Origin of the sequence: Nocardia sp. AB354 (assembly GCF_049538315.1) — a bacterium.
In the GTDB taxonomy this organism is placed as follows: Bacteria; Actinomycetota; Actinomycetes; order Mycobacteriales; family Mycobacteriaceae; genus Nocardia; species Nocardia nova.
Window position 1 is genome coordinate 59,237 of sequence record NZ_JBMVFU010000020.1, and the last position, 20,814, is coordinate 80,050.

The 20,814-nt window shown below is 65.6% G+C and carries 14 protein-coding genes and 1 pseudogene; 4 read left to right on the forward strand and 11 right to left on the reverse strand.

Translation table 11 applies throughout. From position 1 onward, the window contains the following. Nucleotides 1–95: 95 nt before the first annotated feature. From ACPCUW_RS25500 to ACPCUW_RS25515, 4 genes are all read right to left on the reverse strand, one after another. Nucleotides 96–1,046 (reverse strand): lactate/malate family dehydrogenase, encoded by a 951-nt coding sequence (locus ACPCUW_RS25500; protein ID WP_423427558.1) that lies wholly within the window; start codon nt 1,044–1,046, stop codon nt 96–98. Between the two features lie 83 nt (nt 1,047–1,129). Next, entirely contained in the window at nt 1,130–1,702 is a 573-nt protein-coding gene (locus ACPCUW_RS25505; protein ID WP_423427559.1) for an NADPH-dependent FMN reductase, read from the reverse strand. Between the two features lie 172 nt (nt 1,703–1,874). Next, the gene (locus ACPCUW_RS25510) at nt 1,875–5,192 is read right to left on the reverse strand and encodes a protein kinase domain-containing protein (RefSeq protein ID WP_423427560.1); all 3,318 of its coding nucleotides are present in this window, start codon (nt 5,190–5,192) and stop codon (nt 1,875–1,877) included. 149 nt (nt 5,193–5,341) lie between these two features. Further along, complete coding sequence (locus ACPCUW_RS25515; RefSeq protein WP_423427562.1) at nt 5,342–5,821, reverse strand: NAD(P)-binding domain-containing protein; 480 nt, start codon at nt 5,819–5,821, stop codon at nt 5,342–5,344. Between the two features lie 297 nt (nt 5,822–6,118). On the opposite strand from ACPCUW_RS25515, the gene ACPCUW_RS25520 reads away from it, so the two are divergent. Further along, a complete protein-coding gene (locus ACPCUW_RS25520) occupies nt 6,119–6,805 on the forward strand; it encodes an SPW repeat protein (RefSeq protein WP_423427564.1) in 687 nt (228 codons plus the stop codon). A 176-nt stretch (nt 6,806–6,981) separates the two neighbouring features. On the opposite strand, the gene ACPCUW_RS25525 is transcribed toward ACPCUW_RS25520, so the two are convergent. From ACPCUW_RS25525 to ACPCUW_RS25535, 3 genes and pseudogenes are all read right to left on the reverse strand, one after another. Then, the gene (locus ACPCUW_RS25525; protein ID WP_423427664.1) at nt 6,982–9,333 is read right to left on the reverse strand and encodes a glycoside hydrolase family 65 protein; all 2,352 of its coding nucleotides are present in this window, start codon (nt 9,331–9,333) and stop codon (nt 6,982–6,984) included. After that, nucleotides 9,333–10,076: an HAD family hydrolase gene (locus tag ACPCUW_RS25530; RefSeq protein WP_423427565.1), complete on the reverse strand. Its 744-nt coding sequence runs from the start codon at nt 10,074–10,076 to the stop codon at nt 9,333–9,335. The genes ACPCUW_RS25525 and ACPCUW_RS25530 overlap by 1 nt, the downstream gene beginning before the upstream one ends. Before the next feature lie 104 nt (nt 10,077–10,180). Beyond that, nucleotides 10,181–11,086 (reverse strand): annotated as a pseudogene (locus tag ACPCUW_RS25535) (class I SAM-dependent methyltransferase). A gap of 937 nt (nt 11,087–12,023) precedes the next feature. Between ACPCUW_RS25535 and ACPCUW_RS25540 the strand changes: the two are divergent. Then, nucleotides 12,024–13,022 (forward strand): MBL fold metallo-hydrolase, encoded by a 999-nt coding sequence (locus ACPCUW_RS25540; RefSeq protein WP_423427567.1) that lies wholly within the window; start codon nt 12,024–12,026, stop codon nt 13,020–13,022. 607 nt (nt 13,023–13,629) lie between these two features. Further along, on the forward strand, nt 13,630–14,814 hold the full coding sequence (locus tag ACPCUW_RS25545) for a serine hydrolase domain-containing protein (RefSeq protein ID WP_423427667.1): 1,185 nt from the start codon (nt 13,630–13,632) through the stop codon (nt 14,812–14,814). A gap of 649 nt (nt 14,815–15,463) precedes the next feature. Here the strand turns inward: ACPCUW_RS25545 and ACPCUW_RS25550 are convergent. The 4 genes from ACPCUW_RS25550 to ACPCUW_RS25565 form a co-directional block, all read right to left on the reverse strand. Further along, nucleotides 15,464–16,333: an enoyl-CoA hydratase-related protein gene (locus tag ACPCUW_RS25550; RefSeq protein ID WP_423427568.1), complete on the reverse strand. Its 870-nt coding sequence runs from the start codon at nt 16,331–16,333 to the stop codon at nt 15,464–15,466. Beyond that, nucleotides 16,330–17,847, reverse strand: a complete 1,518-nt coding sequence (locus ACPCUW_RS25555; RefSeq protein WP_423427569.1) for a class I adenylate-forming enzyme family protein — start codon at nt 17,845–17,847, stop codon at nt 16,330–16,332. The genes ACPCUW_RS25550 and ACPCUW_RS25555 overlap by 4 nt, the downstream gene beginning before the upstream one ends. 238 nt (nt 17,848–18,085) lie before the next feature. Beyond that, a complete protein-coding gene (locus tag ACPCUW_RS25560; RefSeq protein ID WP_423427570.1) occupies nt 18,086–18,883 on the reverse strand; it encodes an enoyl-CoA hydratase-related protein in 798 nt (265 codons plus the stop codon). Nucleotides 18,884–18,920: 37 nt separating this feature from the next. Then, nucleotides 18,921–19,874, reverse strand: a complete 954-nt coding sequence (locus ACPCUW_RS25565) for a PDR/VanB family oxidoreductase (RefSeq protein ID WP_423427572.1) — start codon at nt 19,872–19,874, stop codon at nt 18,921–18,923. A gap of 154 nt (nt 19,875–20,028) precedes the next feature. Here ACPCUW_RS25565 and ACPCUW_RS25570 point away from each other — a divergent pair, with 154 nt between their 5' ends. Continuing rightward, nucleotides 20,029–20,814, forward strand: a complete 786-nt coding sequence (locus ACPCUW_RS25570) for an SDR family NAD(P)-dependent oxidoreductase (protein WP_423427573.1) — start codon at nt 20,029–20,031, stop codon at nt 20,812–20,814.

The following is a 20,814-nucleotide window of genomic DNA, read 5'->3' on the forward strand; positions in this document are numbered from 1 at the left end:
AACCGGACAAGCTCAATTCGCCTTCGCCGAAACCGTCAGTGAGCCCGCTCAATACGCGTACGCGTAGCGAGCCGCGGATATCACCGCGCTGCTTGTCAGCTATTACCCGTAGCCGGAGTGATCGTGGCCGTCGCCTGTCGCAGGGTCTGGACGCTGCGCTCGAGCGCGGCCTGTTCGCTCTCGGTCATGGCCGGTCGGTGGGTGTTCAGCACTCCGCTCTCGCCGATCGTCGACAGTAGCGACAACGTCACCTGGTAGTCCGGATGGTAGGCACCCACCGTGAACAATGCTTGTTCGTCCCTCAGTACCGCTTCGGCCAAGCGTGCCACTACGGCGCCGATCCCGTACTGGCTCGCACCGATGCCCTCGATGATGGTGATGTTCGCGTACCGGATTTCGGACTCGATCCGCTCACGCACCTGATCGATGTCATCACCCCGGTGGGTCAGGATGTCGAGGACCGGCACACCGGCCACAGCTGCCGAGGACCACAGCAGTACCTCGCTGGTGCCGTGTTCGCCGACGACCATGGCTTGCACGTCGGCCGGACGTACCTGTAGTCGCCGTCCGAGGTGTACCCGGAAGCGCAGACTGTCGAGCACGGTGCCGGTCGAGAACACCCGGCCGTGTCCTGCCAGGGCGCGCGTCAGATCCGCCAACGGGTCGGGTGGGTCGGTAACCACCATGATCGTGGCGTCGGGTGCGACCGCGACCAGTTCAGGGCCCAGCTCGCGATAGACCGCGGCGTTGTGATCGAGCAGCCGTAGCCGGCCCGCTGTGTCGCTCCGGTCGGTGGCGCCACCGGCGGCCTCGTTGACACCGGCCGTGATGATCAGCAACGCGGCATCGGCCAGGTCGGCGACCTCGCCCGCCCGTACGTCCGCGGGCGGCAACAGTGGCAGTCCGTAGTCCGTATCCAGCGCCACCCCCTCAGCGCGGCTGCGATTGCGGTCGACGAGCACGATCTCGCGAGCACATCCGCGTGCCAGCAGCGCCAGAGTCGCCGCCGACCCGACGCCTCCCACACCGATCACACCAACCTTCACCGAACCTCCTCGGCTACTAAGCCCGACGCGGCAACGTCCTCGTGATCGTCGTATCGGCGACTCGAAAGGCCGGAGGACGGTTGTCAGCGGCTGCGGGGAAGGACGGTGAGCACCCGCTCGATGTGGTCACGGAACTCGCGCATGTAGCCGCGCAGGAACTGTCCGGTCGGCTCATCCGACACGGAGCCGTCCTCGCCGTAGATCTCCGCCTTGAAGGTGATGTATGCCTCCGGCGCTGTCATCTGTCGCGCGTTGACGAAGCTCAGCACCGCGCGCAAACTCTGCTGCGCCAGCGCAGTGCCGATCGAGCCCGGGGAGGCGCCGATGACCGCGGCCGGCATATGATCGAACGAGTTCTGTCCCCACGGTCGAGACGCCCAGTCGATCGCGTTTTTCAAACCGCCCGGGATCGACCGGTTGAACTCCGGCGTGACGAACAAGACCGCGTCCACCGCGCCGAGCGCCTCTTTCAACGCCCGCCCCTCGGGCGGGTAGTCCGCGTCATAGTCCTGGCTGTAGAGCGGGAGATCCCTGATCGGGATCTCGACAAAAGCAAGGCCATCCGGGGCGAGGCGGATCAACGCTCGCGCGAGTATCCGGTTGATCGACGTGGAGGACAGACTTCCAATGATGTAGCCGACCCTGTATTCGTTCAAAGGTGCCCCTTTCCGGCGAGAAACAGCCATCCATCATCGGCATCCGGCGCCGACCGTTGAAGAGACGATCATTGAAGATCAGCGTCGATCACCCGGAATCACCAACCACCCTAATTACTCACCACTGTATAGAAACGCCGCTCGACTGAGAGGCTGGTCTGCCGCACGGGTTTCAGGGGCGTTCAGCGCCCTCCTCCGCGGCGACCCAGGCCGCGATCTGTGCCCGGGAGGTGAAGCCGAGTTTGGTCAAAATATGTTCGACGTGTCCATCGACGGTGCGTGGAGATATCACGAGTCGGGCGGCTATTGCTTTATTGGTCAGGCCCTGAGCGACCAACTTCGCAATCTGACGCTCACGTCCGGTCAGAACGCCGGCATCCGGGGCGGATGTGACCGGCTGGGGCTGTTCGCCGAGTGCGTAGGACACGGCGGCATCGAGGTCCAGTGCCCGACCCTTGGCGCGGGCCGTCTCGAAGGCTCGCGTTCCGAGCGCTCGGCGGCAGGTCCGCTCGCATTCCTCGTGGTAGCCGCGCAGATGTGCGTAGAAGACGGAGACACTACCCATCGACTGCCCCCGCCCGTCGGCGGCCCCCATGAGTGTCGCGGCGCGCACTGCATTACCCTCGGCGCCGGCGATCCAGGCCAGGGTCTCCAGGGATATCGTGACAGTGAGGGGGTCGTGAATCTGCCGGGTCAGGCGTAGGCCTTCTTCCAGCAGCCGCACGGCACGGTCGCGGTGTCCTTGGCGCCAAACGGCCACCGCGGTGGCCCAGAGCGTGTACGCGCGGTATACGACCTCGCCATGGGACTCGGTCAGTTCCAGTACGCGGTCGTAACATGCGAGTTCCTTTGTAGCGTCTCCGAGATGACCATATGTGAGGCCGAGCAGGTGCAGGGCGCCGACCTGCGCCGTACGCTCCTGTACCGCTTGGAATGCCTCCAGAGCGGCCTCTAGGCTCTCCCGCGCTCGGGATGGATCGCCGCTGCACAGCGCCAGCAGTCCGTCGGCGTAGGCGATCCACCCCCTCGCGGTCGGGTCGGGCGCTTGTGCCGTCAGTGAGCGGCCCTTGACGACCGCGGCGCTTCCGGCGGCGAGGTCGCCCTGCAGCGAGGCCACTGCGGTAACTGCGTACAGTCCCGCGGCCCGTAACACGATGGGTTGGCCGTGCGACCTGGCCAAGAAGCGAACGAGCCAATATCGTCCCTCGTCGAGCATGCCGCGCGAAACTCCGTAGGGAAGCAGGGCCACAGCAATCTGCAAGCCGATCGTGGTCTTTTCATCACGATTACCACCGTCGGTCAGGCAGAATCGCATGGCTGCGCGGAGGTTGGGCTGCTCGCGGTCGAGGCGGGCAATCCAGTCGAGCTGGCGGGGGCTGATCCATTCGGACTCCGCCCGCCGAGCCAACGCTGCGTACCAGCTGGCGTGTCTCCGCGCCAGTTCGGGGTATTCGCCGGTCGGCGCAAGTTTTTCGTGTCCGTAGACGCGCAGGGTTTCGAGCATTCGAAAGCGGACAGTGGAGTTTGTTTGTTCGCGGATCAGAATGGACTTGTCGACCAGCGCGGTGATCAGGTCGAGTAGATCATCCGGCCCTGCGTCGACCCGGCACAACTGTTCGGCGGCATCGAGTTCGAAGCTGCCGGCGAAGATCGACAGACGGGCCCATAGCTGTTGTTCCGCCGGGCTGCACAGGTCGTAGCTCCAGTCGATACACCAGCGCAGCGTTTGTTGCCTCGTCGGTGTGCCGCGGGCGGCGTGAGTAAGCAGCGCGTACCGGTCGTCCAGCCGTTGCAGGAGTTGTTCGGGCGACATGACCCGTAACCGCACCGCCGCCAGCTCGATCGCCAGCGGCAGGCCGTCGAGTCGTCGGCAAATCTGCGCCACCGTAGTGGCGTTGTCCGCGGTAAGTTCGAAACCCGGCACCGCGGCCGCGGCCCGGTCGGCGAACAACGTCAGCGCCTCATAGTTCGCTGCGCTCTTCTGGGAGAGTTCACGCCCGGGTTCGGGAACGGCCAACGGCGGGACCAGTAGCACCGCTTCCCCGCGAATGGCGAGCGCCTCGCGACTGGTGGCGAGGATCCGCAGATCGGGGCAGGTGCGCAACAAAGTCTGGGCCAGTTCGGCCGCACCATCGATCACCCGCTCGCAGTTATCCAGCACCAGCAACGCCTTCCGTGTCGCGAAGTGCTCGATCAGCAGATCTGAAGGCGTGTGGCCTGCTTCGTCCCGTAGCCCCAGCGCAGCCTCAACCACATCTGCTACGAGTGCGTCGTCACCTGACTCGCCCAGTTCGGCCAGCCACAGCCCGTCGGTGAACCCCCGCCTCAGCTTCGCGGCGGCGTGCAGGGCCAGCCGGGTTTTGCCGACCCCGCCGATGCCGGTCAAGGTGACCAGCCGCGACGCGGCGAGCAAGCTCTTCACCTTGGCGAGTTCGATTCGGCGGCCGACGAAACTGGTCAGCTGCTGCGGTAAATTCCCCGCCGCCCCGGATGTCCGTGCCGCGGGCCGGCCCGATCCCAGCTGGGAGGGAAAGGGGGTTGACGGCGCCGACGGTGCGTGTTCGCCCGCCGGATGGTCCGGAACAGGGTCGGGTGGCACGGTGATCTTGTCGCCGGGGAACCTGGGGCGGGCTTGCAGGCGGCGCAGCGTGTTGCCGAGTTCGGTGGCGGACTGCCGCTGTCGGGGGTCGCGGGACATCGCTTGCTCCACGACAGCCCACACCTCGGCGTCGATGCCGTGCTTGCGCAGGTCCGGCACCGGCTGACTCGTGATCCTCAGGAATTGCGCGACAACGGCTTCGCCGCTGTGCCGCTCGAACGCCGCATGCCCGGTCAAGGCCGCGAACAAGGTGGCTCCAAGCCCGTACACGTCCGACGCCGGGCTCGGCGGATCCCCGCTGAGGACCTCCGGGGCGGTGAACGCCGGCGACCCGGTTATGGTGCCGGTGGCGGTCTGGAACCCGCCAGGGATGTGCGCGATCCCGAAGTCGGTCAACTCAGGTTCGCCGTCGTCGGTGAACAGTATGTTCGCCGGCGTCATATCCCGATGTACGATCCCGAGCCGGTGCACCGCGGCCAGCGCCCCAGCCATCTTCACCCCGAGCTGCAGCGTCTGCTCCACGCTCAGCGGGCCATCGCGTCGAATCCTGGCCTCCAGAGAACCTCGCGGAAAATACGGCATCACCAGAAAAAGACGCCCCGACTCGGTAGCACCCACCTGCAACACAGGGACGATGTTGGGCTGCCCCGTCAGCCGCCCCATAGCCTGCTGCTCGCGAAAGAACCGCTCCCGGTTGTCTGCGTCGAAGTCAGCGGTCAGTACCTTGACCGCAACCGTACGATCCAGCGCCGTCTCGGTGCAGCGGTAAACGACACCGAACCCGCCGCGGCCGATTACATGGGCATCGCCGAATCCGGCGCTCGCCAACTCGGCCTCGATCAACGGACCCGCAGCCGCCCGCTGGGTCCTGAGCGGATCAACCTCACCCATCGAATTGCCTATGCCCGCCTTACCCGCCGCCGGGGGCGATGCCCTTGCCGAAGAATCCAAGCCCCCGAAACACGCCGAGTGTGCACCACGACCGCAATACGTGAATCAAGGATAGTTTGCCCCACCGCCACCAGCGCACACATGGAAAATCACTCCGTTGAGCCTCGGGAAACGCTCTCGACGACTCGGTCGGCCGTTTCGCCGGCGATGTGGTGGATTGCAGCTCGAGCGACACCGGTGACCAGGGCGTGAACAAGACCACCGTCGAGTGAACACAAATCAGCGCTTGAATGGCTGGATTCACCGGCCGACGCGCAACGGGCCAGTTGCTTTGACGAGGGCCAGTATGCACCGCGGCGGCACAATTTTCGGACCGGTGAATCTTCGCTGACATGACCGTTTCGGGCGTAGCGAGAGGCGAAAGTTTCGAAGTTCACCGGATTGGTGATGTCGACGACGATGCGGCCGCTCAACTGGTTCCCACGTTGGGCAAGGACATCGTCAACGGCTGGATATGGGACAGCTAAGACCACCACAGTGCCAGTGACCGGCTGCTCCAGATCGCCGGTTCCGAGCCGCTGGGCGTTGTGGCCCGCCCTGGTGACCAGGTCAGCGATCGCGGTGCCCATGCTTCCAGCCTCTGCGCACCCTTTCGGCGGCATCGGGGATTCGGCATCGGCCGCGAGGACGGCAACTTAGATGGTGGATTCTTCATCGAACCGAAAGCCTTTGGGATGCATATCGATCCGTTCGAAAATTGATCCTGTCGGACCGACAACGTCGATATCGCGAGTTGGAACCGATGATCGAGGGATGATTGCGCCAACCACGTCACCGAGAGTTAGCTGATACTCATGAGAAATTCCACGTGGGTGGGGTGGGCAGCTCTGGTGGTGGGAATCGGCGCAGTGGTGGCATCACTCACAGTGGGTTCCACTCGCGTCGGGGAGGGACTCACGTTCGGATTCGGGGCGTTCATTGCGTTCTTCGGGCTATTGTCGTTGCCGGCACGGAACCGGACCCCCGACCATTGGGGCCTGTTCGCGACAGGCTTCGCGATGTTCCTGCTGCCCTGGCTCGGTGACGGCTTCGTCGAGGATCGTGGCGCGGCATGGACAGCGTGGGTAGCGGGTTTTCTCGCCATGGCACTGGGAGGCGTGGCCTGGACGCGGGATAATCCGCCCACAGCGTCCGGCATCCGTGACTACAGCACCGGCCCGACCGAGCGCAGTGCCCTCAGTTACTGGATAAGCCGGGCAGCATTGGTGGTAGGACTTGTCACGGTTCTGCTCACCACGCTCGTGCACCCCTCGGCGGTGGCAACCGCTGTCATGATCGGGCTGGGTGGGCTCACCGCGATCACGGCGTTGTGGTCGCTGCTCGCCGGCGATCCCACCCGGGATTACCTGGCTATGGCCGTCGCTGGATTTGCATTGTTTCTCGCGCCGTGGGTGGGTGGCTTCACCAGCGGAGGCGCCGCATGGACGGCCTGGATATCGGGCTGTCTGACAACCGTCCTCGGTATCGCCGGCTATCTGCGCGGTGAATCCCTCAATTTCAGCCGAACGGTCGCCAGGGACGCAGAGGCGCGCTACCGCGAGCGATTCCGCTGACTCTCCCATGCAGCGCGTTTGCCGAGTCACAGCCCGAATCAGAAGTGGCCGGGGCCCGTCAACGCGCCAGAGCCAGCCCCGGCGAAATGCTCGGCCATCGGCCTCACATTGCGGGTCGAACAATACATCGCCCGGAATCGCGATTTGTTCGCGCCATTCCGGCGGAATCACCACGATCAGGCGGTGTCGCTGCGCGGGTTCGGTTCTCGGCCGGATGGCTGGTTCGGGCGGGGTACCGAGATCGGTGGCGGGATGGGGTGGGTGACGGTGTCCCCGCGAGCGAGGGTGAACGACGCGCGGTGGTGTTCGAGGGTAAGCGGCCGGCCGTCGAGGAGCTCATATCGAGCTTGGCTCTGGGTGATCTCGATGTGGAGCGCGCGGTGACGGTAGTGCAGCCGGAAAGCGAGCCGCGACAGTTGGGTGGGCAGGCGCGGTGCGAAGCAGAGTGTGCCGGTGTCGTGACGCAGTCCGCCGAATCCGGCGATCAACGCGGTCCAGGAACCGGCCAGGGCGGCGATGTGCAGGCCGTCGCGGGTGTTGTGTTGTAGGTCCGCCAGATCCAACAGCGCGGTCTCGCGCAGGTAGTCATAGGCCAGATCGGTGTGCCCGGTTTCGGCGGCGATGACCGCCTGGCATGGCGCGGACAGGGAGGAGTCGCGGACGGTGAGCGCTTCGTAGTAGGCGAAGTTGCGTGCCTTGTCCTCATCGCTGAACGCCGCACCGCACAGATACATCGCGAGGACGAGATCGGCTTGTTTGACGACCTGTTTGCGGTAGAGGTCGAAGTACGGGAAGTGCAGCATCAGTGGATATCGGTCCGGGCCGGTGGTGTCGAACGGCCATACAGCCTGGCGGGTGAAACCGGCGGCCTGCTGGTGAACCTTCAGATCGTCGTCATAGGGCACAGCCATGGCCTCGGCGGCGGCCCGCCACCGCTCGCGTTCGGCGTCGTCCACGCCGAGGCGTTTCGCGACCTGGACGTGTCGTCCGGCGACGTCGGCGGCAGCGCGCAGGTTCGCCTGAGCCATGAGGTTGGTGTAGACGTTGTCGTCGGCGATGGCGCTGTATTCGTCGGGCCCGGTGACCCCATCGATGTGGAAACGACCGTCGAGCCCGTGGTAACCCAGCGACTCCCACAGTCGGGCAGTCTCGACCAAAAGTTCGGCGCCGACGCCGCGTTCGAACTCGGAGTCGGCCGCGACGCGGACATAGCGGACGACCGCATCGGCGATAGCGGCATTGAGATGGAAGGCCGCGACGCCCGCCGGCCAGTACCCGGAGCACTCCGCACCGGCGATCGTGCGCCACGCGAACGCGGCACCACGCAGACCGAGTTGGGCGGCGCGGGCGCGGGCCTCGGGGAGCGTACTGTGCCGCCAGCGCAGCACATCTTGCGCCGCGCGCGGGGTGGTGTGGGTGACCAGAGGCAGCACGAAAGTCTCGGTGTCCCAGAAGCTGTGGCCGTCGTATCCGGGGCCGGTGAGCCCCTTGGCAGGCACGCCGCGTTCCTCGGCGCGGGCACCGGCCTGCAGCACGTGGAACAGCCCGAACCGCACCGCCTGCTGCAACTGTGGATCACCATCGACCTCGACATCGGTCCGCGACCAGAACTCATCCAGAAAGCCGCGCTGATCCTCGACCAGTCCGGACCATCCACTGTCCTGGGCAGCCGCCAACGCCGCATCGACCTGATCGCGGACAGCCGGCAGCGAACGATGCCCCGACCAGCCGTAGGCCACGGTCTTGTCCACACGCACGCGTTGCCCGGCAGCCAGCACGCAGGTCAGGGTGAAACGCGCCAGGTCCGGATCCGATTCGACAGACGTGGCGGCATGCACGGGTGCGTGGATGTGGTGGTAGGCAGCCACTCCGACGCGCAGTCCACTGACGCGGGTGTGGTGGATCAGACATAGGTGGCTACCGTGCGCGTGGTCCTCCTCGGCCACCAAGGGCGCCTCCAGCGCTGCCTCCACCCGGGGATCACCGCTGGTCGCGGGCACGGGTTCGTTGGCGACCAGTTCGGACTGGACCACCACCCGAGCCGGCCCGTCGACGGGTTCGACCTCGAAACGAATGGCGCCGACCGCTCGCTGGGTCAGCGAGACCAGCCGGGTGGTGCGGATACGAACCCGCCTCCCCGCCGGCGAGGTCCAGTCCGCCTCGCGCGACAACAGCCCGCTGCGCAGATCCAGGATTCGCTGGTGTGCGTGCAGGCGCCCATAACGCAGATCGAACGGTTCGTCGTCGACCAGCAGCCGGATGATCTTGCCGTTGGTGACGTTCACGATCGCCTGATCCGATTCCGGATAGCCGTATCCGCCTTCGGCATACGGCAGCGGACGCAACTCGTAGTAGCCGTTGAGGTAGCTGCCGGGCACACCGTGCGGTTCGCCTTCGTCGAGATTTCCGCGCCAGCCGAGGTGCCCGTTGGACAAAGCGAACACCGATTCACTCTGTGCCAGCACATCCAGCTGCAGCCGAGTCTCCCGTACTCGCCACGGTTCGCACACATAGGCCGGATCTGTGATCACGCCGAAGCCTCCAGCAACTGGCTCAACTCGGTCACCACGACGTCGGCGCCATGAGCACGCAACGCCTCGGCCTGGTCCGCCCGGTCGATGCCGACGACGAAGCCGAACCCGCCCGAGCGCCCGGCGTCCATGCCTGCCAACGCGTCTTCGAAGACGGCCGCGTCGGCCGCCCGCACACCCAACGCCCGGGCTGCGGCCAGGTAGGTGCCCGGTTGCGGCTTACCGTCCAGATGATCTCGGGCAGCGACGATTCCGTCGATGCGCACCTCGAACAGGTCGGCTATCCCGGCTGCCGACAATATCTGCGCGCAATGCACACTCGAGGAGACCACCGCGCGATGCAGACCCGCCGCGCGGACCGCCCGCACGAACCGCACCGACTCCGGGTAGACATGCACACCATCCTCGGCCAGCAGGCACAGGAAAATCGCATCCTTGCGCGCGGCCAGCACATGCACGGTTCGCGCGTCCGGCCGATCGCCGGGCCCACCGTCGGCCAATGTGATCCCGCGGGACGCCAGGAAAGAGCGCACACCGTCCTCACGGGGACGGCCGTCGACGTAGGCGTCGTAATCAGCGACCGCATCGAAGGGTCGCTGCGGTTCGATCTGCTGCGCGAGCAGTGGATCGAAGGCTTGCTTCCACGCCGCGGCGTGCACGGTCGCGGTACGAGTGAGCACTCCATCAAGATCGAACAGGCACGCGGTAATCGTCGACGGCAACGAAATCCGATCCGGCATCGGGGCCTCCGGCCTCTTCGAGCGCGACCGTCGGCGGGCGCCGGCGCACAATTGGAGCCTACGACGCACGGTTCCAGGCACTCAATCGAGTTTCGCGGGCAGGATCAATGTGGCGAGGGTTGCTTTGCGCCGAGTTTGGTGCAGCTGAACTGCACCACATCGAGGTGTCCGCGGCCGAAGTTGGCGGCGGACTCGGTCAAATAGCTGCTGTAGGCATCGTAGGTGTGTTGCCCAGCGAGTTCGATCGCCCGGTCACGGTGCTCCTGCAGAGAGACCGCCCAGCTGTCCAGAGTGGTGGTGTAGTGGGACCCCAGTTCCTGAACGCGGGCGAGGGTGAACCCGGCGCCCTGCGCGCACTCGGTGATTCCCCTGGGGTTGTCGCTGGTTGATCGCGGGAGCCGGCCGGCCGGGAAGACGGTGCCGCGCAGGAACGCCACGTCGGTATCGGTCACCGGGCCGGATTCCCGGTGCGCTTGCGCCGCGTGCGGGTCATGGGCGACGACGGTTTGCACCAGCAGCACCCCGTCGTCGGGCATGACCCGGTAGGCGAAGTCGAAGAAGTCCGGGTATCGCTGTGGGGGCATGTGTTCAAGTGCGCCGATGCAGACGATGCGGTCTACGGGGCGGTCGAATTGTTGCCAGCCTTGCCGTCGCACACCGCCGTAGGGACAGCCGCGGACGAGCCGGTCGACGAGGCGGTCTCGTACGTACCGGTGCTGGTTGCGGTGCGGCGTCAGCCCGATCGCGTCGACACCTTAGGTGTCCATGGCGCGCAGCATCGTCGAACCCCAGCCGCAGCCGACATCGAGCAAGGTCATCCCCGGTCTCAGATCGCATTTGGACAGCGCGAGGTCGATCTTGGCGGACTGGGCCTGTTCCAGGGTGTCATCCGGGCGAGTCCAGTATGCGCAACTGTAGGTGCGAGTCCGGTCGAGGAACAGCGCAAAGAACTCGTCGGGTAGCTGGTCACGTGACGGTATTCGGCGATCGGAGGGGGCGTAACCGGTCATCGTGCGGGTCTTCCTTGCAGGCAGGCCGAATCGTATCGGTGCCCTCCCGCCGCAAAGCTGAAGTCGAACCGCCCTCACAACGCGAGTGACTGCGAGTCATCGATCGGCGGCTGGGGGTGCCCTGGGTCGGGTGGCATCCGGATCCGAGACTACAGATCTCACAGGTGCGCCAAACGGCCCGTGAGCGACATTTAACCAGGCAGTAACTGTAGCGCTCGTCAGCGAGACACCGGTCTGAGACGAGCACTCAACGCGGGCCTGCCGGAGGTAAACGTGGGGAAGGCCGAATTCTCGACTCATCAACCGGAGAGCCTGATCAGATACGGCGGATCGGGCGCGTCAGGGGGTCGCAATCGCCCGCCCCGCACCGATCACGGTCTGGGTCGCGGCCGTTCCGACCGTAGGGCTTGCGCCGCCATTGACCTGGCCGGTCCACGAAGCCCACCGAAAGCGATTCCGCGAATCGGCGCGCGTGGTTCCGCGGCTGCCTGGGGCGAGTCCCCGGCGGAAGTGTCGGTTGCTTGGTTGGCCGGGCGCACGTTACATATCGATCTCGACAAGGTGCTGCCGTTTTCCGGTGGGTGCAGCGGTCTCTGGTTTTGGAGCGTGCGGTAGCGGCGATCCCCGGTGTGGTTTCGACGCTGGAGCCGCGCCCGGTGCCGCGGCCGGAACCGTTATCGCAGGCAGGCAGGCGGTGGCTCGGGCACATCGGTCGAGACCCGTGTCGAGGCCACGTTGGCTGGATACAAGAAGCTGATCGCGTGGGCCAGGGTGTCAGCGCGAGGGTCGAACTACGTGCATACATACCTGTCTCTCGCTCCAGTGGAGGTCGTGACCCGAATCTTGACGGGCAGCAGGCAGGGTCTCGCCGGATCGACGGCGGGTCCGGCGGGGCCGCTGAATTTGGTTGCTTTGCCTAAGGAATATGGTGCATTGCATGGAGAACACGGCATCTGTCGGCGATGGCATCTTTCAGATCCAGGTTCCGATTACGGATAACCCCTTGGGGCACACCCTGGTGTACGCCCTGGAGTCGCCGGGCGGTCTTGTTTTGATCGATGCCGGCTGGTACGACGACAACGCGTGGAGCGGTCTCACCTCCGGGCTAAAAGCCATCGGTCATTCGGTAGCGGATGTCGAAGGCGTCGTGCTCACCCACTTTCATCCGGATCACACGGGTCTGTGCGGTCGTGTCCGGGAAGCCTCGGGTGCATGGATCGCGATGCACGAAGCCGATCATGATCTGTTCGCCCAGATGTCGGCCGACCGGGACGAAGACTGGATGGCCGCCGAGAAGGAGAACATGGCCCGAGCGGGCGCTGCCCCGGTCGATCAGGATGCGTTCGTGGCCGCGGCGAGCCAGGAGGTTCACGTAAGTCACGAGTCGTCTCCCGATCGCGTGCTCGTCGACGATGAACACATCGCGCTGACCGGCCGCACTCTTCGAGTGGTCTACACCCCGGGCCATACCCCGGGGCACGTGTGCTTCTATCTCGAGGATTCCGACGTGATGTTCACCGGTGACCACGTTCTGCAGAAGACGACTCCGCACGTTGGGAATTTCATCTATCCGCTCGAGGAACGCGATGCCTTGGCCGAATTCATCGACTCGCTGCGACGAGTGGAATCGATGAATGTCACCCGGGGCCTCGGCGCTCACGGGCTTCCTATCGACGACGTCGCGGGCCGCGCCGCAGGATTGGTCGAGCACCATGAACAGCGGCTGGAGCATCTGTACGGCAATTTCGGTGATGATCGAATCACGGTGTGGCAGGTCGCCGAACGCATGAAGTGGTACAAGCCTTGGGCGGAACTGTCACCCATGGGCAAGCACATGGCGCTGTCGGAGGCGGCGGCACATCTGCGACACCTGGTCGCTCGCGACCTGGTCGTCCAGGTGCCGGGCTCTGAACCGGCTCGCTTTGCCCGAAAGTAAGGGCCGGCACATACATCAGCTTCGCCCGTGGTGTGGCTCATTGCGGCGCTTGACCGAATAATGTGTTCCCTTCGCACCCGAGGATAGTCATCTGCAGCGTGGTTCCCTAGGCAAGGTCGATGGCCATTGCGCATCCCGGCGCACATGCAGGCCGACACATTCGGCGGGCAGCGTGGTGGCGGCGCCGAGTGTCTTATCGAAGCGCAGGTTTGTGAGGGTGATTCTGCCGTTGGGGTGGACGGCCTCGGTGCTCCATCGGTAGCCGTTGCTGACAGCGCACGCTGTATTCACAGTGCGCTGGATACCCTCACAGCGTCCGCCGGCGCTCGGCGACCAGCAGTGGCCACGTCGGGGCCCGAAAAAAATAGGTATACACCTAGGTACTTTTACCCGCGCGGGAACGCCGGATGCGAAAGAGGATGGCGAAGACAAAGCAAGCAACATCACGCGAGTCGGCGTGTGTCGAGCCGCTTCACAGAACGTACGGATGATCAGCGACATCGGCTAGCGGAAGAGGTGACATCACGACGACGGCATCTGAGGTGATCAACAAGTGGTAGAATCGCTTTCTTCTCGTCCCGGCGATCCTCGCCGGTCCGGCATCGCCGTGCACGGCACCTGGGATCCGGATTACGCTGACGCGATCGCCGCATTCGGGCGCCTGTTCTCGGCCGGACGCGGTGGTGGCGCACTCGCCGTCTACCACCGCGGCCGGCCCGTGGTCGATGTCTGGACCGGAACCGCCGATCCCAACCGGGGCATACCCTGGCAACGCAACACCGCCGCCCTGTCGTATTCGACATCCAAAGGCATCACCGCCACCGTGCTGCACAGACTTGCTGACCAGGGACTGATCGACTACCGCGCACCGGTCGCCGAATACTGGCCCGAATTCGGCACCAACGGCAAGAAGGACATCACCGTCGCCGACGTGCTCACCCACCGCGCTGGTCTGTCGCACGTCAGCCCGATCGCCCGGACTGTCGACGAGTTGGTGGATCACCACCTGATGGAAGAACGGATCGCGGCCGCCGCACCCGACCGATGGCGCGGGATACCCGCATATCACGCGATCTCCTTCGGATGGCTCGCCGCCGGCATCGCCCGCGCGGTGACCGGCAAGGGCATGGGCGAGCTGTACCGCACCGAACTGGCGGACCCGCTGCAGATCCATGGCCTACACCTCGGCACGCCGCCGCCGTCGGAAAACATCGCCACCGCGGCCTCGCACGGATCACCAATCCCTTTCGGCATCCCCTATGCCGCGCACGTCCTGCCTATCGTCAAACGCATCCCAGCACCGGGTACCGGATTCATCCGCGCCATCCACACCCACGGGATCGAGCGGCTGACCAGTGGAGCCGATCCGGCGATCCTGCTGGGCGAAAGCCCCGCCGCCAACGGCGTATTCACCGCGCGCGCCATCGCTGCGGTCTACAACGCCATCGCCACTGACACCCAGTTTCTGTCGCGGTCACGAGTGCGGCAGATATCACGCGTACAGACTTGGCTACCGGACCGAAACCTGCTTCTTCCCATGGGCTGGCGACTCGGCTACCACTCCATCCCCGCCCCCGGCGCGCCGCGCGGCTTCGGACACATCGGACTCGCCGGATCAGGAGGGTGGACCGACCCCAACACCGGCCTGTCCGTCGGACTCGTCCACAACTGGCTCCCAGAAGCAGGCCGTTTACCACGCGACCAATTCATACTCCCACGCCTGCTCGGCACCATAGTCCGCGCCAGCGAAACCCCACACACAACCCTGCCGAACTTTCGCAAAATCTCCTGAATGGCACGGAATAGTCACCGGAAGCCAGCGAATAAGGCCACCTTCCCGGGCACAGTCGATGCGGGCCCGCACGGCGCGAATAAAGTTGCGTCAGCTCCGCCGGCCGGGTCGGTGCGCGCCCGGACATCGCCCGCCTACGCACCACACCCGTTCAGCGTGCGTGCTGCTCGACGGCGGAACAGACTACGGCTCTTCAGCAGCGGAACATCAGCCGGATAAGCACAGCACTTGAGTTCGATGCGACATTCCGGCGGTGACAGGGGAGCCGCGTGGACGTGCTCGCCTGAAGGGGGATGCCGGAAGCAAAGGGATTCCGCCATGCTCCATCGTCCATCCGATGCCGAGCCCCCGAGCCGCTACGTGTTAGTACATCGACAAGATCATGTGTCCACTGCGTTGAACGACACGACGAGAACGCGCAGCTATTGCACGTATATCGCACGATGACAGGCAGCGCTGATAAAGAACGTCGCTGACCAGCATAAACAGAGTGGTCCCAGCTGGTTTCGATCCAGCGACCTCTCACGTGAGAGGCGCGAAGTCGCAGAGTCCCTCGGACTGACGCAGATGGGACATTCGTTCACGTCTACGGAGCGCGTGAGGCATCAACCCGCGGCTCCGGTGCTGGACTCGCCGAACTCGCTCCGGGTCAGCGGGGCAGAAAGTCGAACAAGTCAGGCAAACCACCCGAGATCCGATCCGGAAACTGCGGAACCCGCTTGGCCAGAAAGGATTCCACGCCCTCTCGCACATCATCGGATACGCCGCGCAGGTAGATCGCCGTCGATTCGGCCCGGTGCGCTGTCTCGGGGCTGTCGGCACCGAGCATGCGCCACATCAGCTGGCGGGTCAGCGCGACCGAGACCGGGGCGGTGCCCGAGACCAGTTCCCGAGCCAGCTCGATCGCACGGTCCAGTACCCGGTCGGCAGACACCAGTTCACGAACCAGACCGGAGTCGAGCGCCTGTCGCGCACTCACCATGCGACCGTTCAAAGTCCATTCCAATGCGGTGGAGATGCCGACGACGCGAGGCAAGAACCAGGTCGAGCATGCTTCGGGAACCAGCCCGCGGCGGGTGAACACGAAGCCGAATTTCGCTGTGTCCGAGGCGATTCTGATGTCGGCGGGCAGGGTCATGGTTACGCCGACACCGGCAGCGGGCCCGTTGATCGCGGCGATCACCGGCTTGAGCGAACGGTAGATTCGCAGTGTGACCCGGCCCCCCTGGTCGGCGGGCGCGCCCCCGGTGTCCGGATCGTCGCCCAGCACGAAGGTGTCACCTCCGGCGGCCAGGTCGGCTCCGGCGCAGAATGCACGCCCGGTGCCGGTGAGTACGACCGCGCGGATCGTATCGTCGGCGTCGGTTTCGTCGAATGCGGCGATGATGCGCTCGCACATCGCATCGGTGAACGCGTTGAGCCGGTCCGGGCGATGCAAGCGCACGATCGCGATGTCGCCGCGCCGCTCGGTCAGGACCGGATTGTCGTCGACGGTCACCGTTTCGGTGTTCACACTCATCGCACCTTCTCGAATCGCTCTGCGACATCGCGGTATTCGTCGCGGATCGCGGTTTTGGACAGTTTGCCGCTGGGCAGGCGCGGCAGAGGCTCATCCCGGATTATCACGTAGCGCGGCACTTTGTAGTCGGCCACCAGGGCGTCGCAGTGCGCGACGATGGCGGCGGCGTCGACATCGCCGCTGATGGTGACGATGGCCGCGGGGGTCTCGCCGAATCGCTCGTCCGTCGCGGCGATCACGGCCACTTCCTCGACTCCGTCCAGATCCGCGATGACGCGCTCGATCTCGACAGGAGAAATATTGATGCCGCCGGTGATGATCAGATCCTTCATCCGATCGACGAATTTCACCCGACCTTGTTCGTCTCGGGCGCCGAGGTCGCCGCTGTGCAGCCAGCCGTCGCGCAGCGCCTGCGCGGTGGTCTCCGGGTCGTTCCAATAGCCGGGGGTGACGCCCGGCCCGCGAACGACGATCTCGCCCTCCTCCTCCGGTTCGGCTTCGGTGCCATCTGGACGAACCACCTTCAACTCGGTGAAAATCGAGCCGGTCCCACAGCTTTCGGGGTGACTGAAGGCCTCGTCACGGGTGGTCGCGGTCGCGACGCCGCCCGCCTCGGTCATGCCGTAGATCTGCCGCAGGGCCACGCCCTTGTCCGCCCAAGCCTGCAGCAGCGCCGGCGCGACCGCCGCCCCGCCGACGATGGCGGTGCGCAGCGACGACAGGTCGGTATCGGCGAATTTCGCACTGCGAGCAATGGATTCCCAGATCAGCGGCACGCCGAACAGAGCGTTGACCTGGTGTCGTCCGATGAGCCCGACCGCGCGTCCCGGCCGGAACTCCTTTTCCACGACGAGCGTGTTGCCCAGGACCACAGACATCAGCAGGCCCCAGACCAGGCCCGGGGTGAACACCAGCGGAAGCAACAGGAGCGAGGTGCACCCGGGCCGGAAGCCTTCCTCGGTAAGAGTGGCCTCGAAGACGATGCTCAGCAGTGTCCGGTTGGTGCAGATGACGCCCTTCGACAGCCCGGTGGAACCGCTGGTGAACAGCAGCGCGACGGGCTCGTCCGGCTCGACGTCGATGCGGAAATCGTCGCGTTCACCAGATCGCAGCGCGGTGAAGTCGTCGAAGGACAGCGACCGGAAATCACCGCCCAGCGTCCGCGTCTGCTCTATCCGTTCGGCGAACTCGACCGGTGCGATCGTCAGTACGGCGCCGGAGTCGTCGAGTACCTTGCGCAACTCGGCCGCGGTGAGCCGCGGGTTGAGCGGCACCAGCACCGCCCCAGCCTTCAGTACGCCGAGCGCGAGTACCGGCCAGGTGAGCGAGTTCGGCCCCAGCACGCCGACCCGCTCGCCCGGCTGGATTCCCGATTCGGTGATGCGGCGCGCCACCCGGCTCGACCAGTCCTGCAGCTCGCGGTAGGTGAGCGTCTCGTCCTCGACGATCAGGGCGGGCCGGCCCGGTGTGGTGTCGGCCCACCAGTACAGGGCGGAGGCGATTGTCGCAGCCATTGTGGTCCTTCTCGTTGTGAAATGGCCTCGGGCTCAGTGGTTCCGGAGCGCTACTCCGGGTGACTCACGAGCCGGGACGGCCGGCGATCCGGCGTCGGAATTCTGGATGATTCGCGATGGGCACCGGATACGACGCGGGGTGCTCGCCGCCGTCTCGTCCGGTGGTGTGACCCACACTACATATGTTTACATATTACGTCAATCGATATTTGTCATATGTTTCACGAGCAGTCTACCGCTACCGCCCGCTCCAGTTCGGCTTCCGTTTCGCCGCGAAGGCACGCGGCCCCTCCTTGGCATCGCCGCTGCTCATCACCACCCGGGTAGCGGCGCGGCTGAGTTTCCAATCCCCCTCGGCCCAGCCGTTGTGCGCCATGGCACTTTCGTGCATGACGCGTTTGCTCTCCTGCACCGCCACCGGCGCATTGGCGGCGACGACCTCGGCCAGCTCGAGCGCGGCAGCGAGGGCGCCGCCGGCCGGAGCGACGGCATTGACGAGGCCCAGTTCGAATGCCCGCGCTGCCGAGATCGGCCGGCCGGTCAGCGCGATCTCGGCCGCGACCTTCGGCGGCACCTGCCGGTGCATGCGCAGAACCCCGCCGGCCGCGGCGATGAGTCCGCGAGTCACTTCGGGCAGCCCCAGCGACGCGGTTTCGTCGATGACGGCCAGGTCCGCCGACAATACGATTTCGGTGCCACCCCCGAGCGCGAAACCGTTGACCGCGGCGATCACGGGTTTGGGAATCCAGTGGCGCACGATGCCGGCGAAATCCCATTCTCGATGTTCCGGGTCGTAGACGTTGTTTCCGGCTGCCAGTTCCTTGAGATCGGCTCCGGCACAGAACGCCCGGCCGGCGCCGGTGACGACCACGACCCGGACCTGCGGGTCGCCGGCCGCGCTCTCCAGCGCCGCTCCGGCCGCCGCGGAAAGATCCGAGTTGACGGCGTTGAGCGCGTCGGGGCGATTCAAGGTCACCACCGCGATGTGGCCGTTCACTTCGTAGCGTGCGGCAGGTTCCGGCTGGGGCACGGTCATCTCCTGACGTGGGGATTCGGTAGTGGCGGAATAGTTTTCAGAGATCGAGAATGAGCCTGGGTGTCCGGCTTCGAGAGACGCAGATCATCATCGCGTCATCGGCGGCTTGCTCGTCCTCGGAGAGAACGGAATCGCGATGGTCGGGCCGTCCGCCGAGCACCGCGACCTCGCAAGTCCCGCAGGTTCCTTCGCGGCAGGAGAACTCGGCGTCGACGCCGGAGCGTTCGAGCGCGTCGAGTACGGATTCATCGGCACCGACCGTGATCACCGAGCCGGTGCGCGCCAGCTCGACCTCGAACGAGTCGGACACCGCATTCGGATCCGCCGCCTTCGGCGCGAACCGTTCCACATGCAAGGTGAGGTGATCTCGTGCGGCACAGGCGGTTTCCACCGCCCGCAGCAGCGGCTCCGGCCCGCAGCAGTACACCGCCGCGCCCGCGCCCAGGCCGTCGAGCGCGGCCTCGAGGTCGAGCAGGCCGGATTCGTCTTGCGGGCGCACGTCGACCCGATCCGGATGCGCTGCGGCCAGGTCGTCGGCGAAGGCCATACTCGTGCGTGTGCGGCCGCCGTACAGCAGCCGCCACGGCAGCCCGCGGGCGTCGATCGAGCGCAGCATCGGCAGCAACGGTGTGATGCCGATACCGCCGGCGATGAACAGGTAGGACTCGGCCGCGGACAGCCGGAAAGCGTTGCGCGGACCCGCGATCGTGATCAGGTCGCCGACCTCGAGCTTGTCGTGCACATAGGCCGAGCCGCCGCGACCGTCCGGCTCCAGCAGGACGGCGACCATCAACGATCCCCGATCGGACGGATCACCGCACAACGAATACTGCCGGGTCATGTCGCCGAGGACGAGGTCGATATGGGCACCGGGTTCCCACGTGGGCACCGGGCCACCGTCCGGGTCGGCCAGCGTCACCGTGACGACCCCGACGGCCGCCACTTCCTTGCCGATCACCCGCATCCCGCGGGGCGCCCGATCTTCGCTCATCGAACCGATCCGTTCACTACAGCCATTCGCTAAATCTTAAGCTATTAGTTTTACAGTACGCAATACCCAGCTAGATGGCCACTTGCTTCTCGCCAGATACCCGTATAAAACCTATAGGCGATAGGACAGCGAGAACCCGACGGGAGAGCAGCACATGGACACGGCAGACCATCGCGGCGGATCGGTTCTCGACCTCTTCCGGCTCACCGACCGCGTCGCGGTGGTCACCGGGGCCGGCACCGGACTCGGAGCGGGTTTCGCGCGTGCGCTGGCCGAGGCGGGTGCGGATGTCGTCGTCGCCGCCAGGAGGCGTGACAAGCTCGAGAACGTCGCGGAAAGTGTTGCGGCACTGGGCAGGCGGTGCCTGGTGGTGCCGACCGACGTGACCGACCCCGACCAGTGCGACGCCTTGGCCCGGGCTGCGATCGACGCATTCGGCCGGGTGGACATCTTGGTCAACAATGCCGGGGTCACCCATGCCGCACCGGCGACCCGCGAAGATCCCGACGATTACCGAAGGGTCGTGGAGGTCAACCTGTTCGGCGCGTACTGGGCCGCTCGCTCCTGCGCCCGGGTCATGCTCCCCGGATCGAGCATCGTGAACGTCGCGAGCATGCTCGGCCTGATCAAATCGGTGCTGCCGCAGGCCGCCTACGCCTCCAGCAAAGCCGGGGTGATAGGACTCACCCGCGATCTGTCCCACCAGTGGTCGGGACGCAAAGGCATCCGCGTCAACGCCATAGCCCCCGGTTTCGTCGACACCGACATGATCGGCGAGATGGCCGACGACACGCTGTCGGAATTTCTGCGGGACTGCTCGCTCGGGCGCACGGCCACCCAACGCGAGATCGACGCGGCCGTTGTCTTCCTGGCCGGCCCCGCGTCGGGCTACATCACGGGGTCGACGCTCGCCGTCGACGGCGGAACATCCGGACACTGA

Excerpts from the sequence above, each read along its gene's own strand:
- ACPCUW_RS25570 (WP_423427573.1), top strand. The coding sequence starts at position 20,029 with ATGGACACGGCAGACCATCGCGGCGGATCGGTTCTCGACCTCTTCCGG.
- ACPCUW_RS25560 (WP_423427570.1), bottom strand. The coding sequence starts at position 18,883 with ATGACCGTGCCCCAGCCGGAACCTGCCGCACGCTACGAAGTGAACGGC.
- ACPCUW_RS25565 (WP_423427572.1), bottom strand. The coding sequence starts at position 19,874 with ATGAGCGAAGATCGGGCGCCCCGCGGGATGCGGGTGATCGGCAAGGAA.
- ACPCUW_RS25555 (WP_423427569.1), bottom strand. The coding sequence starts at position 17,847 with ATGGCTGCGACAATCGCCTCCGCCCTGTACTGGTGGGCCGACACCACA.
- ACPCUW_RS25510 (WP_423427560.1), bottom strand. The coding sequence starts at position 5,192 with ATGGGTGAGGTTGATCCGCTCAGGACCCAGCGGGCGGCTGCGGGTCCG.
- ACPCUW_RS25530 (WP_423427565.1), bottom strand. The coding sequence starts at position 10,076 with ATGCCGGATCGGATTTCGTTGCCGTCGACGATTACCGCGTGCCTGTTC.
- ACPCUW_RS25540 (WP_423427567.1), top strand. The coding sequence starts at position 12,024 with ATGGAGAACACGGCATCTGTCGGCGATGGCATCTTTCAGATCCAGGTT.
- ACPCUW_RS25550 (WP_423427568.1), bottom strand. The coding sequence starts at position 16,333 with ATGAGTGTGAACACCGAAACGGTGACCGTCGACGACAATCCGGTCCTG.
- ACPCUW_RS25515 (WP_423427562.1), bottom strand. The coding sequence starts at position 5,821 with ATGGGCACCGCGATCGCTGACCTGGTCACCAGGGCGGGCCACAACGCC.